15 protein-coding genes and 1 pseudogene are annotated in these 18,654 nt (G+C 72.0%); 12 read left to right on the forward strand and 4 right to left on the reverse strand.

What is annotated here, in order from left to right; all coding sequences use genetic code 11:
* Positions 1 to 16: 16 nt before the first annotated feature.
* Positions 17 to 1,108, forward strand: a complete 1,092-nt coding sequence (locus B9H04_RS10520) for an A24 family peptidase (RefSeq protein WP_049930356.1) — start codon at positions 17 to 19, stop codon at positions 1,106 to 1,108.
* Positions 1,109 to 1,468: 360 nt separating this feature from the next.
* Here B9H04_RS10520 and dnaG read toward each other — a convergent pair whose 3' ends face one another.
* Positions 1,469 to 3,085, reverse strand: coding sequence for a DNA primase DnaG (gene dnaG / locus B9H04_RS10525; protein ID WP_049930357.1), 1,617 nt, complete (start codon positions 3,083 to 3,085; stop codon positions 1,469 to 1,471).
* A gap of 177 nt (positions 3,086 to 3,262) precedes the next feature.
* Here dnaG and B9H04_RS19200 point away from each other — a divergent pair.
* Both B9H04_RS19200 and B9H04_RS10535 read left to right on the forward strand, forming a co-directional pair.
* A pseudogene (locus tag B9H04_RS19200) lies at positions 3,263 to 3,502 on the forward strand (DUF3311 domain-containing protein); the annotation flags it as partial.
* A gap of 89 nt (positions 3,503 to 3,591) precedes the next feature.
* Complete coding sequence (locus tag B9H04_RS10535; protein WP_049930359.1) at positions 3,592 to 5,076, forward strand: sodium:solute symporter family protein; 1,485 nt, start codon at positions 3,592 to 3,594, stop codon at positions 5,074 to 5,076.
* 42 nt (positions 5,077 to 5,118) lie between these two features.
* Here B9H04_RS10535 and B9H04_RS10540 read toward each other — a convergent pair whose 3' ends face one another.
* Positions 5,119 to 5,553, reverse strand: a complete 435-nt coding sequence (locus B9H04_RS10540) for a DUF1810 domain-containing protein (RefSeq protein ID WP_049930361.1) — start codon at positions 5,551 to 5,553, stop codon at positions 5,119 to 5,121.
* Between the two features lie 109 nt (positions 5,554 to 5,662).
* On the opposite strand from B9H04_RS10540, the gene B9H04_RS10545 reads away from it, so the two are divergent.
* The 4 genes from B9H04_RS10545 (at position 5,663) to B9H04_RS10560 (ending at position 10,560) form a co-directional block, all read left to right on the forward strand.
* On the forward strand, positions 5,663 to 6,535 hold the full coding sequence (locus B9H04_RS10545; protein WP_049930363.1) for a YqcI/YcgG family protein: 873 nt from the start codon (positions 5,663 to 5,665) through the stop codon (positions 6,533 to 6,535).
* Entirely contained in the window at positions 6,528 to 7,079 is a 552-nt protein-coding gene (locus B9H04_RS10550) for a cysteine hydrolase family protein (RefSeq protein ID WP_049930364.1), read from the forward strand. Before B9H04_RS10545 ends, B9H04_RS10550 begins: the two co-directional genes overlap by 8 nt.
* Positions 7,080 to 7,305: 226 nt before the next feature.
* The gene (locus B9H04_RS10555; protein WP_049930366.1) at positions 7,306 to 8,700 is read left to right on the forward strand and encodes a HEAT repeat domain-containing protein; all 1,395 of its coding nucleotides are present in this window, start codon (positions 7,306 to 7,308) and stop codon (positions 8,698 to 8,700) included.
* Between the two features lie 90 nt (positions 8,701 to 8,790).
* Positions 8,791 to 10,560: a phospholipase D-like domain-containing protein gene (locus B9H04_RS10560; RefSeq protein WP_049930368.1), complete on the forward strand. Its 1,770-nt coding sequence runs from the start codon at positions 8,791 to 8,793 to the stop codon at positions 10,558 to 10,560.
* A 36-nt stretch (positions 10,561 to 10,596) separates the two neighbouring features.
* Here the strand turns inward: B9H04_RS10560 and B9H04_RS10565 are convergent, their stop codons facing one another.
* Complete coding sequence (locus tag B9H04_RS10565; RefSeq protein WP_085682685.1) at positions 10,597 to 12,543, reverse strand: DHH family phosphoesterase; 1,947 nt, start codon at positions 12,541 to 12,543, stop codon at positions 10,597 to 10,599.
* A gap of 116 nt (positions 12,544 to 12,659) precedes the next feature.
* On the opposite strand from B9H04_RS10565, the gene B9H04_RS10570 reads away from it, so the two are divergent.
* The 5 genes from B9H04_RS10570 (at position 12,660) to B9H04_RS10590 (ending at position 16,124) form a co-directional block, all read left to right on the forward strand.
* The gene (locus tag B9H04_RS10570; protein WP_049930371.1) at positions 12,660 to 13,175 is read left to right on the forward strand and encodes a Mov34/MPN/PAD-1 family protein; all 516 of its coding nucleotides are present in this window, start codon (positions 12,660 to 12,662) and stop codon (positions 13,173 to 13,175) included.
* Entirely contained in the window at positions 13,172 to 13,624 is a 453-nt protein-coding gene (locus B9H04_RS10575; protein ID WP_049930683.1) for an adenylyltransferase/cytidyltransferase family protein, read from the forward strand. The genes B9H04_RS10570 and B9H04_RS10575 overlap by 4 nt, the downstream gene beginning before the upstream one ends.
* Positions 13,625 to 13,729: 105 nt before the next feature.
* The gene (locus tag B9H04_RS10580; protein ID WP_049930373.1) at positions 13,730 to 15,133 is read left to right on the forward strand and encodes a heme o synthase; all 1,404 of its coding nucleotides are present in this window, start codon (positions 13,730 to 13,732) and stop codon (positions 15,131 to 15,133) included.
* A 79-nt stretch (positions 15,134 to 15,212) separates the two neighbouring features.
* Positions 15,213 to 15,455, forward strand: coding sequence for a SelT/SelW/SelH family protein (locus tag B9H04_RS10585; RefSeq protein WP_049930374.1), 243 nt, complete (start codon positions 15,213 to 15,215; stop codon positions 15,453 to 15,455).
* 114 nt (positions 15,456 to 15,569) lie between these two features.
* Positions 15,570 to 16,124 (forward strand): hypothetical protein, encoded by a 555-nt coding sequence (locus tag B9H04_RS10590; protein WP_049930375.1) that lies wholly within the window; start codon positions 15,570 to 15,572, stop codon positions 16,122 to 16,124.
* 17 nt (positions 16,125 to 16,141) lie between these two features.
* Here the strand turns inward: B9H04_RS10590 and B9H04_RS10595 are convergent, their stop codons facing one another.
* Positions 16,142 to 18,583, reverse strand: coding sequence for a heavy metal translocating P-type ATPase (locus tag B9H04_RS10595; protein WP_085682686.1), 2,442 nt, complete (start codon positions 18,581 to 18,583; stop codon positions 16,142 to 16,144).
* Positions 18,584 to 18,654 lie beyond the last annotated feature (71 nt).

Genomic DNA, 18,654 nt, shown 5'->3' on the forward strand with positions numbered 1-18,654 from the left:
TCTCGCCCGTGGAGACATGGTCGCGACGCTGCCGGACCTCCTCCGACTCGTCGTCGTCCCCGTGTTCGCGTGGGCGGCGATCCGGGACGTCCGGACCCGGCGCCTCCCGAACAGGCTGTGGCCGCCGCTGTACCTGTTCGGCGCGCTGCTTCTGGTCTGGGAGATTGTGACGATCTGGCCTCTCGGGGGGTTCGTGGAGATGCGATTCCTGGTGCGAGTCGCGATCAGTCTGCTTTTCGTCGCGCCGCTGGGCTACGCGTTCTGGTACCTCGGGGCGTTCGGCGGCGCCGACGCCAAGGCGATGATCGCGCTCGCGGTGCTCTTCCCGACGTTCCCGGCGTACGACCTCGCCGGGGTCACGCTCCCGCTCGTCGACACCCAGCTCGGCGTGTTCTCGCTGACGATCCTCACGAACACCGTCCTCCTCGGGCTCGCGTACCCGGTCGGCCTCGCCGTCTTCAACCTCGTCCGCGGCGAGGCCTCGCGGCTCATGTTCTTCGCGCGACCGGTCGCGACCGACTCGCTGCCCGACCGGCACGGGCGGCTGTTCGAGGACCCCGACGGGCCGACCCGGAACGGCCTCGATCTCGACGCGCTCCGGATGTATCTCCGGTGGCGCGGCCGCACGCTCGCCGACGTGCGGGCCGACCCCGACGACCTCCGCGATCCCGCCTCGGTCGGCGAGACGTTCGCCCCGACCGACGGCGGGACCCACGTCGGTCCGCGGACCGACGGGGGGCGCGCAGTTGACGACGCGCCTACCGACGGGGGGCGCGCAGTTGACGACGCGCCCACCGACGGAGGACGGGCAGTTGACGACGCGGCCCCGGACGGCGGGCATGCGGCCGACGCGGAGACCGACAGCGACGCCGACCGCGAGTCCGACGACCCGTGGGCGGCAGAGCGGTTCCTAGACGAGATCGATCACGGCGCGTACGGCACCGACGCCGCGACGCTCCGCGAGGGCCTCGACGTCGTCGCCCGCGAGGACCGCGTGCTGGTCTCGCCCGGGATGCCGTTCGTCGTCCCGATGGCGGTCGGACTCGTCGCCTCGCTGACGTACGGCGACGCGCTGTTCGCGGCGCTGGGCGCGCTCGGGCTGGTGTGAGCCGACACTGACGACGCCATTTATAAACAGATGAGCGGTGCGGCGGCGTGTGCCGACGAGCGGTCGCAGGCCGCGAGTCGCGCGCGCGAGGGAGTTGCTGGCCCCGGAGCGAAGCGGAGGGCGCCAGCGACGAGGCCGGGGAGGCGTGAGGTGCGGCTGCTGTGCGTTCGGGTGAGACTCAAAGGGGCAGTCGCGATTCCCGCTCGCTTCGCTCGCGGGAATCGCGGCTGGGGCTTTGGAGGCGTTCGCCGCCGATCGCCAATCGCTCTTTTATCGGCGAGCAGCTGCGACTTTAGCGGTTTTTACCGCCGATCGGCGATCGACGATCCGTAAGCGATCAACGACGACCTCCCCGTCTCGCTAGCTCCCAGCGCGGAGGGCGGCCGCCGTCAGTACCCGCGTTCCGACCGGGCGCTTCACGAACTCCCCGAGGTCGCGGCCGACGAGGTCGCCGACCCCGCGCTGGGCCGCCACGTCGAGCAGCCGCTGGTCGACGGTGCCGTCGACAACGACGGCTCGCGGCGCGGGCTCGGCCCCCTCCACCGCGTCGAACGCGTCTCCCGCGTCGACCTCATCGACGACGCCGAACTCGTCGCCGAGGAGCCGGGCGCGGCCGGTCTCGCCGTCGACGACCTCGTCGACGTGCGCCGCGATCGACCGCGGTTCGTCGTGCTCGCCGGTCGCGCCGTCCGTCGGTTCCTCGTTCGCGGTCGCGCCGTCCGAAGGTTCCTCGTCCGCGGTCGCGTTGTCGCTAGCCATCTCGTCCGCGGTCGCGTCGCCTCCGGACACCTCGTCGGTCTCTCCGGCGGCGTCGTCCGCGACGGTGTCGGTACCGCCGGCTTCTTCGGGAGTTGACGCCGAATCCGCCGGTTCTACTTCGCCACCGGAGGCGGACGCGCCGCTCGTTCCGGCGACTTCGGCGTCGGCGTCCGTCGCGTCGCGCGATTCGGTCGTCGACCCGGCAGTCGGCGGCTCGGTCGATTCGGGCGACGGGTCGACCGCGTCGCCGCCCGCGGAACCGCTCGGCACCGCGCCGCCGTCGCCGACACGCGCGGCCGACTCGGGACCGTCGTCGTCGGGTGCCACGTCGTCGGTAGTCGTCCCGTCGCTGACGGACGCCCCGTCGCCGTCCTCGGGATCCTCGTCGCCGGCGGCCGCTCGGAGATCGCCGGCGTCCGCGAGGCTCGCGTACGGGACCTTCCCGCGGAGCGCCTCGAAGACGGCGTCGCGGTCGAGGTCCTCGACGGACTCGCCGGGCGGCGCGAACGCGACGTAGTCCACGTCGCCCACCTGCGCGAGCTCGCGGAGGATGAGCTCCCCGCCGCGGTCGCCGTCGAGGAACGTGGTGACGGTCCGGTCGGCGGTCAGCTCGGCGACCGCCTCGGGGACGTTCGTCCCCTCGACCGCGACGGCGTTCTTGATCCCGCAGTCGAGCAGCGTGAGCACGTCGGCGCGGCCCTCGACGACGATGACGGCGTCTGAGTCGCCGACGCGCGGCCCGGCCGGGAGCCCCTCGTAGTCGACGATGCCCTCGACGCGGGCGGCGTCGCGCACCTCGTCTAACACGTCGCTGCTCGCGAGGCTCGTCTCCTCGAAGCCGCCCGCGATCAGCTCCTTTGCGCGCTCGACGACCTCGCGGCGCTTGGCCGCCCGTACGTCCTCGATGCTCGTCACCTCGACGGAGGCGTGACAGGGGCCGATGCGATCGATCGTCTCCAGCGCGGCGGCCAGGATCGCGGTCTCGACCTTGTCCAGGCTCGACGCGACGGTGACCTCGCCGAACGACTGGCCGTTCTCGGACTCGACGGAGACGTCGATCCGACCCACGCGCGAGGACTCCTGGAGGTCCCGGAGGTCCAGCTCGTCGCCGAGCAGCCCCTCCGTCTGGCCGAACACCGCCCCGACGACGTCGCTCCGCTCGACGACGCCGTCGGCCGCGATGGTGGCGTGTATCAGGTATTTCTCTGTGTCTTTCATGAGTGGTGAATGGTGATAGCGGGCGGTAGCGCCCGTCCGTGTATCGTTGCGCTCCTCGCGGAAAATAGCTATCGCCACGTCCCTCCGGCAACAGTTATCGAAGAAAATTTCTCTCCGATATGTGTGTTCGAACTTATTCGATAGCTCTTTGTGTTTATAGTCGTAGTTTCATTGTACATGACGCGCTTACGGAGCGATCTCGTTTGGATACCGACGTTCGCGATACTCGTTGCGTTCGCGGTGCCGTGGCCGCTGTGGGGCGTCGACCGCGTCGCCGCCGGGCTCCCGGTGTGGATCTGGTGGCACGTGGCGTGGCTCGGGCTGTGTGCGGGCCTGTTCGCGCTGTTCGTCCGGAGCGGCGCGTGGGAGCGCGGGATGGGCAGGCGGGCGGGGACCGACGCCGTGGCCGCAGATTCCGCGGCCGCCGACACCGTGGCCACAGATTCCGCCGCCGTGGACGGCGCGACGAGCCGCGACCCGTCGGAGCCGACCGGGGGTGACCGCCGGTGACGCTCGGCCTTTCGCTCGGCGTCGTCGTCGGCTACCTCGTCGTCGCGCTCGCGCTCGGCCTCGTCGCGTACCGCGTCTCGGAGACGACCGCCGAGGACTACTACCTCGCGAACCGGTCGATCGGCACGCTCGTGCTGCTCTTCACGACCTTCGCCACCCTGCTGTCGGCGTTCACGTTCTTCGGCGGGCCGAACCTCGCCTACCGCGCCGGCCCAGAGTGGCTGATCGTTATGGGGACCTTAGACGGCGTCCTGTTCGCGGTGCTGTGGTACGTCATCGGCTACAAGCAGTGGCTGATCGGCGCTCGTAACGGCTACGTGACGCTCGGCGAGATGCTCGGCGACCGCTTCGGCTCGACCGGGCTGCGCGCGCTGATCGCCGGCGTCAGCCTCCTGTGGCTGTTCCCGTACGTCATGCTCCAGCAGATGGGCGCCGGGGAGGCGCTCGTCGGCCTCACCGACGGCGTCGTCCCGTACTGGGGCGGCGCGGCGCTCATCACCGGGTTCATGATCCTCTACGTCGCCGTCGCCGGACTCCGCGGCGTGGCGTGGACCGACACGCTCCAGGGGCTGTTCATGCTCTCCGTCGTCTGGGTCGCCGCGGCGTGGGTCGTCTCGGCGCTCGGCGGCGTCGGCGCCGCGACCGAGGGGATGCTGGCGGCCCGGCCCGAGTTTGGGGGCTTCGGCGGCGGCGCGTACACGCCGGAGTTCATCGTCTCCACGGCGATCACCATCGCGTTCGGAGTGACGATGTTCCCGCAGATCAACCAGCGCTTCTTCGTCGCGAAGTCGGCCGCGACGCTGAAGCGGTCGTTCGCGCTGTGGCCCGTCCTCGTCCTGCTGCTGTTCCTCCCCGCGTTCATGCTCGGCGCGTGGGCGGCCGGGACGCCGGTCGAGGTGCCAACGGATGCGAACGTGCTCCCGGTCGTGCTCGGCGAGTACACCCCCGCGTGGTTCGCCGCGCTCGTCGTCGCGGGCGCGATGGCGGCGATGATGTCCTCGTCGGACTCGATGCTGCTCTCGGGGTCGTCGTACTTCACCCGCGACCTGTACCGACCGCTCGTCGACGCCGACGCCTCCGAGCGACGCGAGGCGTGGATCGCGCGGATCGGCGTGGCGGCGTTCGCGACGCTCGCGTTCGCCGCGAGCCTGTTCCGCCCGGGGACGCTGATCGAGGTCGGCGACACGGCGTTCTCCGGGTTCGCGCTGCTCGCGCTCCCCGTGATCTGCGCGCTCTACTGGCCGCGGACGACCCGCACGGGGATGATCGCCGGCGTCGCGGTCCCCCAGGCGGCGTACCTGCTCGTCGTGCTGTCCGCCGTCGTCGGTGCCGTCCCGACCCTGCCGAAGACGGTCCTCGGTGGCTGGGACGTTGCGCTCGGGCTGATGGCGCTGTCCGGCGCGCTCACCGTGGGGGTCTCGCTGCTCACGGCGCCGACCGAGGAGGGCGACGCCTCGCGGTTCGCGGTGGCCGGGGACTGACTCGGCCGATCCCCGTCGGTCGGGGTTCGACCGCCGTCGGTCTCACTCGTTCCGCAGGAACCGGAGCGTCTTCGGATCAGGCCCGTCGTAGTACCGGTCGAGCGCGGTCCCGAACGGATCGTCCCCGTCCGCGACCGCGTCGAACAGCGTCATCGACGACCGGAACTTCAGGTCGTCCGGCGACCCGAACACCTCGTGGGCCGACCGCCCCTCCAGCCCGTTGACGATCGCCGTACACTCCCGCAGCCGCGGCCCCAGCGTCGGGTGCGCGAGGTACGCGGTCGCCTCCTCGCGGGAACCGATCGCGTAGCGCTGCGACCTCCGACTGGTCCCCAACCCCTCGACCTGCGGGAACACGAACCACATCCAGTGGCTCCGCTTCCGTCCCGCGCGCAGTTCCCGCTTGGCCGACTCGATCACGCCGGCCTGCGCCTCGACGAACCGTCGGAGGTCGTGGGAGTCGTTCGGGTCGGCCATCTCTTCGGGAACGTTCTCGTCGCTTGTTTATAAGAGTGGCCGGCAGTGCCCGTTCCCGCCGCGTCGAACCCGGCGAAAGCCAAAAGACCGCTTCGCCCCGACAACGCGTATGAACGAGCCCGGCACCGAGGGCGTGCTGTTGGACCAAGAGACGCTCCACGATCGGCTCGACGACGCGTCGCCGTGGTTTCAGGAGCACTACCGGACCTTCCGGGAGTCGATGCTCGGCGAGCGCGACGGGTCCCCGTTCCCCTGCTACTTCGGGATCGAGGTCGAGCGCGAGGGCGACATGCTGTACGCCGCCTGTGAGTCGACCACGGACCCGGCCGCGCTGTTGCGGCTGCGCGATGTCCTCTCAGAGTACCTCGACACGTACCCGGACCACGCCGACCGCGCGCCGCTCGCGGTGTTCTTCAGGCCGCCCGACGACGACCGCGGCGAGGCGTACTACCACGAGCGGCTCTGGCACGTCCTGGAGTTCCTCCACGTCCACGACCCGGAGCCGTGGCCGGACGACATCCCGGTCGACCCCGACACCCCGCGGTGGGAGTTCTGCTTCGGCGGCGAGGCGCTGTTCCCGACCTCGCGCGCCCCCTTCTACGACGACCGGAAGAGCCGCTACTCGCCGGTCGGCCTAGAGATCACCTTCCAACCCCGGAGCGTCTTCGAGGGGATCACCGCCGACACCGAGGCGGGCGAGCGCGCCCGCGAGACGATCCGAGGCCGGATGGAGGAGTACGACGGGGTCTGTCCCCACGCCGACCTCGGCGACTGGGGCACCGAGGGCGACCGCGAGTGGAAGCAGTACCTGTTCCGCGAGGACGACGACGCGAGCCCGGACGCCTGTCCGCTCGACCCGACGCGCGAACACCCCAAGGCGTCCGAGTCGCTGCTCGAACCCGGCGCGTGGCGGGCGTTCGACGCGGCCGACACCGGGAGCGAATCCGACGCGCCCGTCAGTTCCGGACTCGGCGATGACTGACGACGCGGTCCTCCTCCTCGTCGACTTCCAAGTCGGGTTCGACGAGCCGGGGTGGGGCGAGCGCAACAACCCCGACGCCGAGGCGGTCGCGGCCGTGCTCCTCGACCGCTGGCGCGAGACGGACCGGCCGGTCGCGCACGTCCGCCACGCCTCGACGGAACCCGACTCGTCGCTGCGTCCGGACGCCCCCGGCTTCGCGTGGAAGCCGGAAACGGCGCCCGCCGGGGGCGAGCCGACCTTCGAGAAGTCGGTCAACGGCGCGTTCCTCGACTCCGGGCTCGACGAGTGGCTCCGCGAGGCCGGGTACGAGTCGCTCGTCGTCTGCGGACTCACCACCGACCACTGCGTCTCGACGACGACGCGCGAGGCCGAGAACCGAGGCTACGACGTGCGCGTGGTCGCCGACGCGACCGCGACGCACGCCCGCGAAGCGCCCGACGGGGAGCGGATCGACCCGGAGACCTCCCACCGCGTCGCGCTCGCGCACCTGAACGGCGAGTTCGCGACGGTCGTCGAGAGCGACGACCTGCTCGCCGACCGCTGAGGAGAACCGCCCGCACGGCCCGTCAGTGACGGCGTCGCGGTCGACCTCGAACGTCGAGGAATTCGGTATTCCGACGGAGCCACCAAGCGCGGGGATCTACCGCGACCCGCACAGCAGAGAACGGAGGGACGCCGCGCCGGTCGCGGCCGCTCCGTGCCCCGCACGCGGCCGCCCGGCGCCCGCGAAGGGAAACCTCTTAATGGACTACGCGCGGAGTTCGTGGTATATGAGCAACGGCGATGACGACCCGGCCGACGCCGCGGACGACGGCGAGCCGGCGGAGACGGCCGCTCCGACGCTCCCCGACGACGCGACCGAGGAGTCCCTCACCGAGTACCTCGACGAGATCGCCGACCGCCTCGAGGCCGCCGAGACAGAGGCCGACCTCGACGACGTCGAGGCGCTCTTAGCCGACGCGGAGACCGGTATCGAGGAGGCCGACCTCCCCGAGCCGGACGAGGACGATGAGGACGCGGACGACCCGCGCGGCGACCTCGAAGACCGCGTCGCGGAGCTTCGCGACGGCGTGGACGACGCCCGCGGCCCCTACGGGGAGGACGTCGTCGACGCGATCGAATCCGCCGCCGGGACGGTCGAAGACACGGAGTGGACCGACGACGGGCGCGAGGACGTCGCGGCCGCCGTCGAGTCGTTCGTCGACGCGGCCGCCGACGCGATCGACGACGCGCTCGGCGACGCCGACGAGGATCCCGAGGCGCTTCTCGCGGAAGGCGAGGCGGCCGACGCCGCGGCGCCGGCCCCCGTCGATCAGCTCGTCGCGGCGCTCGACGCGGTCGCCGGCGCGGTCACTGACGCCGACCTCGACGCGGACGACGACGCCGACGACATCGCCGCGCTGCTGGACGCGACCGACGAGCTGGAGGCCGGCCTCGACGACGCCGAGGAGTGGGACGACCTCGAAACCCACGAGCAGCTCCGTGCGCAGGGATACTACGACGTGCTCGGCCACTACAAGGACTTCCCCGTCGAGTGGGCGGCGCTGAAGGAACACGAGGCGCGGGGCAACGTCGACATGATCCTGCTCGCGCTCGACTCGCTCCAGTCCGAGTTCATGGAGCGCCACTGCCTGGAGGCGTTCGAGCGGATGGGCAAGCGCGGCAAGACCGAGGCGTCGGTCGAGGAGATCCTCGGCCGCGCCGAGAAGCGCGACCAGCCCGCGATCCGGATCCTCGGGACGATGGCGGCCGAAGAGGCGACCGACACCCTCGTCGAGTACGTCCCCGAGGACTCGAACCCGCAGCTCCAGAAGGTCGTGTTCAAGGCGCTCGGCGAAATCGGCGCGTCCGAGGCGGTCCAGCCGCTCGCGAACCAGCTCGACCCCGACGGCGACACCGACGAGCTCGTCCGCCCCCACGCCGCCCGCGCGCTCGGGCTGATCGGCGACACCCGCGCCGTCGACCCCCTCGCCGACGCGCTCGAGGCGCACCCGTCCGACGACGTCCGCGCGGCCGCCGGCTGGGCGCTCCGCCAGATCGGCACCCGCGAGGCGCTCGAAGCGGTCGCCGAGCACGCCGACGAACACTCCTTCGTCGTCTCGACCGAGGGCGAGAAGGCCCGGGACGCGCTCGACGACGAGGCGGAACCGGCGCCGACCGCCTGACGCGGCCCGCGTGATGCGGACCGACTGACCCGACCCGCTCCGCCCGCCGTTCGACCGACCCTTTTCACCGATACCGAGGGCACTCCCCTCGTGTCACCCGCTCCGTTCCGTGTCCCGATCCACTCGACCGCGAGCGTCGCCGCCGTCGTCGCGCTCGGACTGCTCGTCTCCGCGGCCGTCGTCCCGGTCGCCGTCGCTGGCGATGCCGGAACCGGCCCGGGAGTCGGCAGACCCGACCCCGACGGCGCCGCCACCGCACCGTCGAACGAGAGCCCGGAGAACCTGACGCTCGTGTCCACGACGCCGCGGATCGTCGAGCTGTTCCCGAACCCGACGACCGCGGAGAACCGCGGCGAGTACCTCGTCGTCCGGCTCCCCGAGCGCGGGAACTGGTCGCTCGCCGACGGACACCACGAGGCGGAGGTCCCGGCGAACGCCAGCGGCGTCGTCGCCCTCTCGATGGACCCCGCGAACGCGACGCCCCTGCTCGCCGACGAGACCGCGGTCGCCGGCAACGGCGGCACCGGGGACCCGACGCTCCGCGCGCTCGACGACCACTTCCCGCTCGCCGCGTCGGGCGACCGGATCGCGCTCCGCCGGAACGGGACGACGGTCGCCGCGGTCGACTACGACCGCGCGCCCGAGGGACACCGGTGGCGCGCCGACTGGGGGGAGTGGCGACCCCGCGGGTACGAACGGCGGTCGCCGCGTCGGACCGCGAACGCCGCCGTGACGCCGTTCGTCCTCCCCGACAGCCCCGGCCTGCCGGTCGAGCCGCTCCGCGACGCCGAGGACCGCCTGTTCGTCGCCGGCTACACGCTGACCTCGGAGCGGGTCGCCGACGCGCTCGTCGCCGCCGCGGACCGCGGCGTCCGCGTCCGCGTGCTGCTGGAGGGGTCGCCGGTCGGCGGTTTCCCGGCGCGGAGCGCGGAGCTGATCGACCGGTTGACGGCCGCCGGCGTCGAGGTCCGGATCCTCGACGGCGAGGTCGAGCGGTTCCGGTTCCACCACCCGAAGTACGCGGTCGCCGACGACCGCGCGGTCGTCCTCACGGAGAACTGGAAGCGGTCCGGCACGGGCGGGCGGAGCAACCGCGGCTGGGGCGTCGTCGTCGGAAGCGACGACACCGTTGACGCGGGCGGTCCCGGGACCGAGCGCGACGCGCTCGTCGCGGAGGACCTCGCCGCGCTGTTCGCCGCGGACTTCCGGGCGCGGGACGCGCGCTCGTGGCGCGCCTTCCGCGCCGACACCGAGTTCCATGGCGGCGGGCGCGTGAACGGCTCGTACCCGACGCGGTTCGACGCGCCCGCGAAGCCCGCGACGGCGAACGTGACCGTCCTGACCGCGCCGGGGAACGCCGCCGACCGGATCGTCGCGCGGATCGACGCCGCGGACGAGCGGGTGCTCGCGCTCGTGCCGCGGGTCGGCGGTCCCGACGATCGGATCATCCGCGCGCTCCGACGCGCGGCCGACCGCGGGGTCGACGTCCACCTGCTGCTCTCGGACGCGTGGTACGACCGGGAGGCGAACCGGAACCTCTCCGAGTCGCTCAGGGACGAGCCGATCGCCGTCGACCTCGCCGAGCCGCGCGGCCGGTTCGAGAAGGTCCACGCGAAGGGGCTGGTCGTCGACGACACGGCGCTCGTCGGCAGCCTCAACTGGAATCCGAGCGCGGAGACGAACAACCGCGAGGTGGTGCTCGCGGTCGAGAACGAGTCGGTCGCCGACTTCTACGCTCGCGCGTACGCGGCCGACTGGCGGGGCGGCGGAATCCAGCTTCCGATCGCCTTCGTCGCCGGGTTCGGCGTCGCGCTCGCGGGAGCCGGCGCCGTCGCTCGACGGGAGCTCGCGTTCGGCTGAGAAACGAGGTCGGTGCGAACGGCCGCGGCGGCCGGCTCAGTCGTCGAGCGCGATCGTCGACGAGAGCGCCTCGTCGATCTCCGCCCCCGCCATCTTCTCGACCGGCGTCTCGATCACTTCGCTCCGGCGGCGCTTCACGAACTTGATCGAGCCGACGACGAGGTGGCCGCCCCCGGAGACGCCGGCCTCGGGGAGTTCCTCGTTCAGCTCGGTCACCATGTTCGGGATGTCGAGCCGGACGCCGTCGGACCGGAGGACGCAGAAGTCGGGGCCGTAGCCGATGGTGATGACGGGGTCGCCGGTCTCTTTCACTCTCGTGTCGTGGAGCTCGCCGGTCGTCTTGCCCGGCGCGGGGTAGGTGAATCGGTGCGCGTACTCGTCTAAGTCGATCCGGTAGAGGTGCGCGCCGGAGGCGAGCCGCTCGTGGTCGACGTGGTCCTCGACGGCGTCGAGCTGGCGCTCCACGTCGCGCTCGGCGCGCTCCGAGAGGAACTCGACGAGCTCCTCGTGGCGCGCCTCGTCGTCGCAACCGACGTTGAGCGCGTCGTTGACCAGGGTCTTCCCCTCGGAGTAGCGGAGCCAGTGGGCGGCGTAGTCGAGCGCCTCGCCGATGTCGAGGAGGTCGGACTCGTCGTACCCCGCGCCCTCGGCGAGCGCGACGTAGTCGTCCATCGCCTCCGCCTTCGAGCGGTCGGAGAGGCCGGCAACCGCCGGCACGTGTTCGAGCTCCTCGGTGAGCGACGGGTCGACGAGCCGGGCGAGCTCGACGCACATCATCCCGGTGGTGACCCGGTAGTCCTCGCCGTGGAGGTAGGGGTTCACGTGGGCGTCGAGCAGCGGCCCGACCGCCTCGGGGTCGGGGTGGTGGTGATCGACGGCCGCGATGGGGATGTCGTAGTGCGCGAGGTTCTCGTAGGCCGGCACGTCCTCCTCTGTCGACCCGTTGTCGAGCATGAGGAGGAAGGGGAGCTTCTGCCCGTGGCGCGCGCGGCCCTCCAAGGCGAAATTGAGGTCGCGGGTGACGTCCTCCATCTCGTAGTAGGGCGCCTTGCTCGGGAGCCGCTTGAACAGGTGTCGGGCGGCGTCGGGGTCGCCGTGGACCTCCTCGATGAGGTTCTCAACGGCGAGCTGTACCGGGATCGCGGCGCACATCCCGTCGCCGTCGGCGTGGTGTCGGACACGGATCGGGCGGCCGGCGAGGACCGTCCGGCGGAGCAACCGCGCGAGCTCGCGGAGGTCCTCGTGGATCGGCTCGAACGCCTCCCAGTCGACGAGCGGCTCGACGTCGGCCGGCTCGGCGCGCTCGTCGAGGGCCGCCTCGAAGCGATCGCGGGCTTCGGCGGCGCGCTCGTCGGGGAGCCGCGTCAGCGAGTCGACCTCCAACTGGAGCGCGTTCTCGCGGCTCTCGATCGCCCCCGAGACGTGGACCATGTCGCCGACCTCGACCTCGGGGTACGCCCGGACCCCGGCGGACTCGAAGGCGGCACAGGAGAGGACGCCGGAGGCGTCCGCGACGGCGAAGACGGTGGGACCCCCCGTCTGTTTCGCCTGAACGACCTCGCCCTCGACGGTCACCTCGTCGCCCGGCGTGAGGCCCCGGACCCGAGAGACCGTCGGCTCGTGGGCGACCGTCTCGGTGCGGTAGTCGTCGGGGTCGACGTCGTCGAACGCCACGTCGCCGTTCTCCTTGACCTCGGTGAGCCGGACGATCAGCCGGTCGCCGACCGCGTAGTCGCCGTCGAGGTTCGACTCGTGGACCAGCCCGCTCACGGCGTCGGAGAGGTCGACGAACACGCCGTAGTCGACGACGCCGTTGACTTCGGCGTGGTACAGCTCGTCGACTGCGGCGTCTTCGAGGGTACAGTCCGGCGCCAGATCGTAGACGGTCGGCCGGTCGTCGGCCGCCCCCTCCGCCGCGTCGGCGTCGGGTTCGGGGCTCGAATCGCCCCGCGTGCCGGAATCCCCGGCGAAGTTTTCGCTCATGGGCAGCCTTCGGGAACGGCCGGTGTTAAGCCTGTTCTCTCGGGGCTCGGGCCGGGAGTCCGCGTCGCGTTCCGCGGTCCGGAACCCCTATGAGGCGACGGCGACTTATCCCGCTTATGCGACTGTTCCGCTCGGACGAGCTCCTCGGCATCGCCCGAGAGACCCTGGATTTCGTCCTCGAGGCGAGCGAGGAGACGCACCCCAACGAGTACATGGGGTTCCTCCGCGCGGACGACGCCCGGAAGCTCGATCTCGACCGGGACGGACAGGTGATCACCGACGTGCTCGTCATCCCGGGCACGGAGTCGAGCCCGACGAGCGCCAGCGTCCGGACACACATGAAGCCGAACGACATGCGCGCGGTCGGGTCGGTCCACTCCCACCCCAACGGCGCGCTGCGGCCGAGCGACGCCGACCTCGCGACCTTCGGGCAGGGGAAAGTACACATCATCGTCGGCGCCCCCTACGGCTGGGGCGACTGGAAGGCGTTCGACAACGAGGGGCGACAGACCACCCTCGACGTCCTCGACGTGGAGGTGCCCGACGAGCACTTCTTCGATTTCACCCAGGAGGACATCGACCGGGAGCTCGACGAGCGCGACCGCGGCGGCTTCCTCTCGTGGTTCCGATGACGCGGGTCGTCGCGCAGGGGACGTTCGACCTGCTCCACCCCGGCCACGTCCACTACCTGGAGGACGCCGCGGCCCGCGGCGACGAGCTCCACGCCATCGTCGCCCGCCGGACCAACGTCACGCACAAGCCCGCACCGGTGCTGTGCGCCCGCCAGCGGCGCGACATGGTCGCGGCGCTCGACGCGGTCGACGAGGCGCACCTCGGCGATCCGGGGGACGTGTTCGTCCCCATCGAGCGGCTCGACCCCGACGTGATCGTGTTGGGGTTCGACCAGCACCACGACGAGGCCGACATCGCCGACGCGCTCGCGGACCGCGGTATCGACTGCCGGGTCGAGCGCGCGTCCGGCCGCGAGCCGAAGTACGAGGACGAACTGCTCTCCAGCGGCGACATCGTCGACCGGATCCTCCGAGAGCGCGGCGGCGAGGCGGACGCGGACCGGGACTGAGCGCTGACGGACGCCGTCCGCTCGGGTCCGCGTTTTCGCCCGCCGCTCGCCGCCGTTTTGTCGAAGCGCGGAACATATATGGGTCCGATTCGTAATTCACGCCACGTGACGCTCCCAGACAGATTCCCCGCGGTGTTGGCCGCGGCCGCGATGGGCGTGTACCTGCTCGTCGTCGTCGGCGCCACCACCTCGCTCACCGAGGCGGCGACCGCCTGCGGCGCCTGGCCGGCCTGCGGGAACGGCGCCGCCCTCCCGACGGCGACCGAGGGGTGGATCGCCCTCGGCCACCGCGCCCTCGCCGCCGTCGTCGGTCTCCTCGTCGCGCTCTCCGCCGCGCTCGCGTGGCGGGACGGCGCCGACCGCCGGGTCAGGGTCGCGCTCGCCGTCGCGCTCGTCGTCTATCCCGCGCAGGCCGGCGTCGGCGCGCTCGTCGCGCTCGGCGACCTCCCGGCCGCGCTCGGCTCCGCGCACCTCCTGATCGGTATCGGAATCTTCGGGGCCGTCCTCGCCGCGCTCGCCTGGTGGCTGGAGGCCGAGACGGGCGACCCGGACGACGCGCCCGACGAGTTCGAACCCGGGACCGACGACCTGCCGCCGGTCGAGGAGGCCCCGGAACCGGACATCCCGTCGGCGGCGCTCCCGCGGCTGAAGGCGACCGCGACCGCGTACTTCCGGCTGATGAAGCCGCGGCTGATGTGGCTGCTCTGCCTCGTCGCCGCGGCCGCGATGGCGCTGGCGGGCGGCTCCGGTTTCACGCCGCCCGTCGTGGCGGCGACGCTCGCAGGCGGTGCGCTCTCGATCGGCGCCTCCGGGACGTTCAACCACGTCCTCGAACGCGACGTGGACAAGCGGATGCAACGCACCAGCGACCGCCCGCTCGCGACGGACCTCGTGCCCGTTCCGCACGCCCTCGCGTTCGGCGGTCTGCTGACGCTCGTCTCGCTCGGCCTGTTCTGGACGGTGAACTCCTTGACGGCCGCGCTCGGGCTCGTCGCGATACTGTTCTACAGCGTCGTCTACACGCTCGTCCTCAAACCGAACACGGTCCAAAACACCGTCATCGGCGGCGCGGCCGGCGCGCTGCCGGCGCTCATCGGGTGGGCCGCAGTCACGGGCGAGGTCGGCGGCGGCGGGGTGCTGCTCGCCGCGGTCATCTTCCTCTGGACGCCCGCACACTTCTACAACCTCGCGCTGGCGTACAAGGACGACTACGAGCGCGGCGGCTTCCCGATGATGCCCGTCGTCCGCGGGGAGACCGCGACGCGTCGGCACATCCTCTGGTACCTCGGCGCGACGCTGGTCGCCGCGGTCGCCCTCGCCGCGGCCGCCGACCCGCTCGGCGCGCTGTACGCGGTCGTCGGCGTCGGCGTCGGCGGGGTCTTCCTCTGGATGGTCGTCCGGCTCCACTACGAGCAGACCGAGGGGGCCGCCTTCCGCGCGTTCCACGCCTCGAACGCCTACCTCGGCCTGTTGCTGTTCGCCGTCGTCTTCGACGCGCTGGTGGTCTGAAACGGTCGATATCGTCGCGAGCGCGCCGCGACCGACCGGGACCTGTCCCTTTAATCCCGTTCGCGTCCTACGCTGTGCCATGACACGCGTTGAAGTCGAGTACTGCGTCCCCTGTGGCATGTTGAACCGCGCCCGAGACGTCTCCGAGGCGATCCTCAAGCAGTTCGGCGAGAGCGTCGACGAGGTCGCTCTGGTGACCGGCGACGACGGCGTGTTCGTCGTCCGCGCCGACGGCGAGGTCGTCTTCGACAAGACCGAAGACGAGTACGACGTCGACGCCATCGTCCGCGCGGTCAAGCCGCACGTCGGCGCGACGGCGTAGTCACTCGGCTGTTCTCAGCCTGGAGACGCCCGAGGAGGACTCTTCGACGGGTTACATTGATCACTGTTCTCACGCCGCAAGCTAATTACGACTCGCCGACAAATCTCGGTGACGATGTCGGACTCATCGGAGCGGACCCGGACCGAGGCGGTCGCCCCCGGCGATCCGGCGGTCGACGCCGCCGCCGAGAACCGGTCGCGGCTCGCGCGGACGTGGTACCGGTCGCGGTTCGGCGTCGGCGTCATCGCCGCCGACGTGCTCCTCACCGTCGGCCTCGCCGCCGGGGCGCTGCTGGTGACCGACGGCCCGTTCCCCGGGTTCGCCGGCCTCGGTTCCGGAGTCGTTCCGCCGTTCGTCCCCCTGTTCAGCCTGCTCGGCGCCCTGGGGTTCGTGTTCACCGCCCTCGTCGAGCGGTTCGACGCCTCCGTCGGCACGCTCGTCCGGTACAACCTCCGGCTGCCGGCCGCCCTGCCGCTCGGCGTCGGGGTGTACCTGCTCTCCGACATCCTTCTCGGCGGGACGACCGGCGACGCGCCCCTCGTCGCCGGCGTCGTCTTCCTCTCGGGACTGTACGTGAACCTCGCGTACAAGCGCCTGGGGGCGTTGGCGCGCCGCCTCCTCCCCGCGAGCGCCGATCGGAGCGCGGGCTCGGGAGACGGGGAGAGCTGACCCCGGCCACGCCGGACTCAGTCGGGGTCGAACACCGCACGCGCGGAGTTGGTCCCGACGAGGATGCTGCTCGACGCCATCGCGAGCGCGGCCAGCAGCGGGTTGAGGACGCCGGATAACGCCAACGGGATCGCGACCGCGTTGTAGACGAACGCCCAGCCGAGGTTCTGTTTCAGCCGTCGGTTCGTCCCGCGCGTGACGGCGAACAGTTCGGGGACCGCCGAGGGCCGGTCCTCCAGGAGGGCGGCGTCGGCCGCGTCCGCGGCGAGGTCGGTGCCGGAGGCGAGCGAGACCCCGAGGTCGGCCGCGGCGAGCGCCGGCGCGTCGTTGCTCCCGTCGCCGACCATCGCGACCGAGCCGTCGGTGCCGAGCCGCCGGACCGTCTCGGCCTTCGCCTCCGGCGGCACCTCGGCGAACACCTCGTCGATCGCGGGGTGCTCCGCGAACCGCCTCGCGGCCGCGGGCGCGTCGCCGGTGAGCACCACCACCCGACGGCCGTCCGCGTCGAGGTCGGCGACCACCGACTCCCACCCGTCGCGCACCTCGTCGCCGACCGTCAGGACGCCGCGGCCGCGACCCTCCCAGCCGACGTAGACCGGGACGTTCCCGCGGTCGCGGGCGGTCGCTCCCGCCTCGCGGAGCGCGTCCGGTATCGGCCAGCCGCGCTCGTCGAACAGGCCGGGGTGGCCGACGACGACCTCGTCGCCGTCGACGCGCCCCGCGACCCCGCGGTCGAAGACGTCCACGTCCGTCGCTGACGGGCCGCTCGGGGCGGGCGCGTCGTCGGTCTCGCCGACGCCGTCGGCGGTCGAGTCCGCCGCGGTCGCCGCGCCGCCGTCGGTCGCCGGCCGCTCAACCGTTCGCCCCTCCGAGTCCCCCAGCACTCCGGAGACGATCGCCTCGGCGACCGGGTGGACCGAGGCGCGCTCGACGGCGGCGGCGCGGTCTCGCACGCGGTCGACCGGCGTCCCCGCCGCGGCCGTCGCGTCGAGCAGCCGCATCTCGCCGTCGGTGAGCGTCCCGGTCTTGTCGAGGACGACGGTGTCGACGTCGCTCGCCGACTCGAAGACGGCGTCGGAGACGACGACGATGCCGCGGTTCGCGGCGTCGCGGATCCCGGCGGCGACCGCAAGCGGCGTCGCCAGGCCGAGCGCGCACGGACACGAGACGATGAGCACCGTCAGCCCGACGAGCGCGGCCTCGATCGGCGCCGACCCGAGCGCCAGCGTCGCGGCGGCGCCGACGGTCGCGACCGCGACGACGAGGGGGACGAACACCGTCGCCAAGCGGTCGACGAGCCGCTGGACGCCGGACCGCGAGCTCTGGATCTCCCACAGCAGCCGCACGAGGGTGTCGAGGGTGTTCGCCGCGTCCTCGCCGACCTTGACGACGACCGGCGAGTCGGTGACGACGGTCCCGCCCCGGACCGCGTCGCCCTCGCGTTTCGTGGCGGGGAGGGACTCGCCGGTGACGAGCGCCTCGTCGACAGCGGCCGTTCCCTCGGCGACGGTCCCGTCGAAGGGCACGCGCTCGCCGGGGCGCACGAGCAGCCGGTCGCCGGGGTCGACCGCGTCGGCGGCGACGGTCTCGCCCGCCTCGGTCCGCGCCGTCCGGTCCTCGGTCGTCGTCAGGTCGGCGAGCATGCCGGTCGCCCGCCGCTTGATGATCGACTCGTAGTGGTTGCCGGCGGTGACGACCAGGATGACGGCGATGGTCACGTCGAAGTAGAGGTCGGTCCGGCCGACGAACAGCGCGAGCGTGCTGTAGACGTACGAGCTCGCGGCCGCGAGCGACACCAACAGGTCCATGTTCGGCTGCCGGGCCCGGAGGCTCACGTACGCGCCCCGCAGGATCGGGTAGCCGGTGTAAAACAGGACGATGGAGGCGAACACCCAGATCTGCGCGAACAGGTACGTCCCGGAGACGCCGCCTAAGTCGAGTATCGGCTCGTACCCGAAGTAGGTCGGATACAGGAAGAGGACGTACCACAGCATCGCCATCATGCCGAAGAACCCGCCGCCGATCAGGAATCGCACGACCGCGTCGTCGTCCTCCGCGTCCGGGTCCGCGCGGTCGCTCGCCGAGTAGCCCGCGACCGAGAGCCGCCCGGGAAGCTCCTCGGCGCTCACGGCGTCGGGGTCGTAGTCGACCCGGATCGTGTCCGTGGCGTAGCTCGCCTCGGCGGCCGCGACCCCCTCCTGCTCGCCGGCCGTCATCTCGAGGAACGACTCGCAGGTGGCGCAGTGCATCCCGTCGACGTGGAGGAACGTCGTCTCGCCGTCGAACTCGTCGCCCGGCGTCGCGTCCGGCCGCTGCTCGTCGAGGTCGTCGAGGTCCTCGACGTCGTCCAGCGACCGCGCGACGGTCAGACAGCCCCGGCAGCAGAACTCGCCGTCGACGTCGGGCGCGGTGTGCGGGTCGTCCCCAGTCGGGAGGTCACAGAGCGTACAGCCTGTCATTGGTGGTCCGTTCGCGGTCGGTGGGGCGGTCCGCGGACCGCCCCACCGACCGCGAACGGACCACCAATGAC

This window comes from Halorubrum ezzemoulense DSM 17463 (assembly GCF_002114285.1).
GTDB lineage: Archaea > Halobacteriota > Halobacteria > Halobacteriales > Haloferacaceae > Halorubrum > Halorubrum ezzemoulense.

What these genes read in the sequence shown, in the direction of transcription:
- B9H04_RS10575 (WP_049930683.1), top strand. Translation starts at nt 13,172, where the DNA reads ATGACGCGGGTCGTCGCGCAGGGGACGTTCGACCTGCTCCACCCCGGC.
- B9H04_RS10585 (WP_049930374.1), top strand. Translation starts at nt 15,213, where the DNA reads ATGACACGCGTTGAAGTCGAGTACTGCGTCCCCTGTGGCATGTTGAAC.
- B9H04_RS10555 (WP_049930366.1), top strand. Translation starts at nt 7,306, where the DNA reads ATGAGCAACGGCGATGACGACCCGGCCGACGCCGCGGACGACGGCGAG.
- B9H04_RS10520 (WP_049930356.1), top strand. Translation starts at nt 17, where the DNA reads ATGGTCGCGACGCTGCCGGACCTCCTCCGACTCGTCGTCGTCCCCGTG.
- B9H04_RS10595 (WP_085682686.1), bottom strand. Translation starts at nt 18,583, where the DNA reads ATGACAGGCTGTACGCTCTGTGACCTCCCGACTGGGGACGACCCGCAC.
- B9H04_RS10545 (WP_049930363.1), top strand. Translation starts at nt 5,663, where the DNA reads ATGAACGAGCCCGGCACCGAGGGCGTGCTGTTGGACCAAGAGACGCTC.
- B9H04_RS10540 (WP_049930361.1), bottom strand. Translation starts at nt 5,553, where the DNA reads ATGGCCGACCCGAACGACTCCCACGACCTCCGACGGTTCGTCGAGGCG.
- B9H04_RS10565 (WP_085682685.1), bottom strand. Translation starts at nt 12,543, where the DNA reads ATGAGCGAAAACTTCGCCGGGGATTCCGGCACGCGGGGCGATTCGAGC.
- dnaG (WP_049930357.1), bottom strand. Translation starts at nt 3,085, where the DNA reads ATGAAAGACACAGAGAAATACCTGATACACGCCACCATCGCGGCCGAC.
- B9H04_RS10570 (WP_049930371.1), top strand. Translation starts at nt 12,660, where the DNA reads ATGCGACTGTTCCGCTCGGACGAGCTCCTCGGCATCGCCCGAGAGACC.
- B9H04_RS10550 (WP_049930364.1), top strand. Translation starts at nt 6,528, where the DNA reads ATGACTGACGACGCGGTCCTCCTCCTCGTCGACTTCCAAGTCGGGTTC.
- B9H04_RS10590 (WP_049930375.1), top strand. Translation starts at nt 15,570, where the DNA reads ATGTCGGACTCATCGGAGCGGACCCGGACCGAGGCGGTCGCCCCCGGC.